Consider the following 2171-nt stretch of genomic DNA (forward strand, 5'->3'; position numbering starts at 1 on the left):
TGTCTGTCGGTACTGGCCATCGGCCAGCACGTCCGACATCGTCGTCGCCGAGGAACACGTAAATCGCCGGGACTCTCCCGGACAGCTCGAGCAATGGTTTCAGGGCGTACGACCAGACTTTACGGTTGACCTTACGGAGCACCGTCTAATCGTGGAGGTCGCAGTCACTCATTTTTGCGACGCGCAAAAGCAGGCGAAGCTAAAGCTGCTCGGTTTTCCCGCGCTCGAAATTGACCTTTCGAACGTTGCACGCGATATACGCGTCGCAGAAGTCAGGCGGCTCGTGCTCGAAGAGACAGAGGGAAAGCGGTGGATTTTCTATCCCGGCGAGGCCGAAGCTCGGGCAACGCTGGAGGTACGTCGCAGCCACGAGGAGTCCCTGAGAGTCGCTGCGCTTGAACGAGAACGTGAGGCGGAACGCGTGAGGGACAGAGCACGCGCGGCAGTCTACGAGAACAAGGTTGCGCTCGCAAACAGACGCTTCCTCGAAAGTCGGGAAATCACAAAAGAGAACTACGTCGCCTCAAAGTTTGGCATATCGCAGCGGGACTGGCCACCGCTACTGGATGCTTCGGTGCGAGACGAGCGTTCCATCGAAACACCTCGGCGCATCTGGCAAGCTGACGTTTACAGGAAGTTCATTCATGGAAAGCTGGTGAGTCGGGGTATCGCGCTCGTGTCGGTCGCGAAGGTAGCCGACGGGCTCACGCGCCGCTACCCTATAGCGCCGGCGTCGTTCTCCATGGTTCCAATATCCGTCTGGGTTTTCTTTTGCTCGCTTGAACGCCAAGGCTACCTTCAGCAACATGGTGGGCAGGAATTTGCGGTCCTGAAAGACACATTGCCCGTAAAAAAATCGCCCCGGGTCCAAGCTCGCCGAGGCCAGAGACTTCAGCGCGGCAGCGCCCCAGTCTGGGCGCGAGACATGGTCGATGCCTCGCAAATCTGGTCCGCAGCAAAACGGACCGGTATCCACATACCTCCTGCCGCCATCAGTGGACTATTGCATGTGGGCAGGGGCAACCTGACCGAGGAGAGGTACGCGCGCAACGTCGCAGCTACTCTGAACGTGAGTGTGCAAAGCGCGCGCGAGTTTCTGTGCGCAGTTGGCTTCTTTGCCAAGGTCGAGCCAACCCGTGTGTAAGGGACGCAGAGTTGACCGAAACCGCGGTGCAGTTATGCGGCTTCGCCTGCACGACAAACTGACGGAAGAACGCACGGCGGTCCGTCGACGTCGGATAGCATTCCTTGGCGTAGAACGAGGATTCCTCCGCGCCACCATCCACGGGGTAGTCCCCGCGCTGGCCAATCCACCCTTGGATGATTCGGCGTGTTCCAGGGAGCGATAACTCTTCGACGGGGTCCCTGAGCGTTGGGTTCTTGGAATTCAACTACCACACGGCGCAACTGCAGGTCCTGACGGCGTACCGCGCATGCGATACTCCGACGCTAGTAATGCCGTGTTACCAATCTCGCACCGCCGTTTCACCTGTGTCCCGCATCGCCTCCTACACTTCGAGCCGTAGTCACTGACATTGCACTCGAATGTGCGAGGAGTAGCGAAGATGAACAAGAAGATACTTGGCGCAGCACTTGGTCTGGCGGTTCTGGCGGCATCAACAGCAGCATCGGCGCACGTCGACGTCGCCATCGGATTGGGCGTCCCCGGAGCCGTGTTTGCGCCGGCAGAGCCAGTGTACGCACCGCCACCTCCCGTCGTGTATGCTCCCGCACCCGTCGCCGTCGCGTACGGCGGTGACGACGACTGGCGAGCCCGCGAATGGCGCGAACGTCGCGAGTGGCGTGAACGTGAATGGCGCCGCCAGGAATGGCGTGAGCACGAGTGGCGCGAGCGTCGTGATTGGCGCGGGTATTGAAACGACGCCGGAAGGCGTCACATCCGAAAAATCCAGCCTCAGAGGATCTTCGAATGAAAGCTAGCCCGATAAGAACCGCCTTGATCGCAGCGACGCTGGCCTTCGCAACGGCAGGCACGGCAAACGCCGCAGGCTGCCTCAAGGGCGCGGTGGTAGGCGGGGTCGCCGGGCATTACGCGGGGCACCACGCTGTCGTTGGTGCGGTCGGTGGCTGCATGGTTGGCAGGCACCTTTCGAAAGAGCACGCTCAACAGCAAGCCGCGCAACGTCAGGCAGCACAGGCGCAATAAAACG

General features: G+C 60.4%; 3 protein-coding genes. All 3 read left to right on the plus strand.

Features of this window, described 5'->3' with window-relative positions:
- Positions 1–1144: hypothetical protein (locus GNZ13_RS39060; RefSeq protein WP_216675205.1), on the plus strand; the 1144-nt coding region annotated here is incomplete at its 5' end.
- Positions 1145–1565: 421 nt separating this feature from the next.
- The gene (locus GNZ13_RS39065; protein WP_172175177.1) at positions 1566–1877 is read left to right on the plus strand and encodes a hypothetical protein; all 312 of its coding nucleotides are present in this window, start codon (positions 1566–1568) and stop codon (positions 1875–1877) included.
- A 53-nt stretch (positions 1878–1930) separates the two neighbouring features.
- Entirely contained in the window at positions 1931–2167 is a 237-nt protein-coding gene (locus GNZ13_RS53040) for a hypothetical protein (RefSeq protein ID WP_172175180.1), read from the plus strand.
- The last annotated feature ends 4 nt before the right edge of the window (positions 2168–2171 follow it).

It is taken from the genome of Paraburkholderia elongata, assembly GCF_013177735.1.
In the GTDB taxonomy this organism is placed as follows: Bacteria; Pseudomonadota; Gammaproteobacteria; order Burkholderiales; family Burkholderiaceae; genus Paraburkholderia; species Paraburkholderia elongata.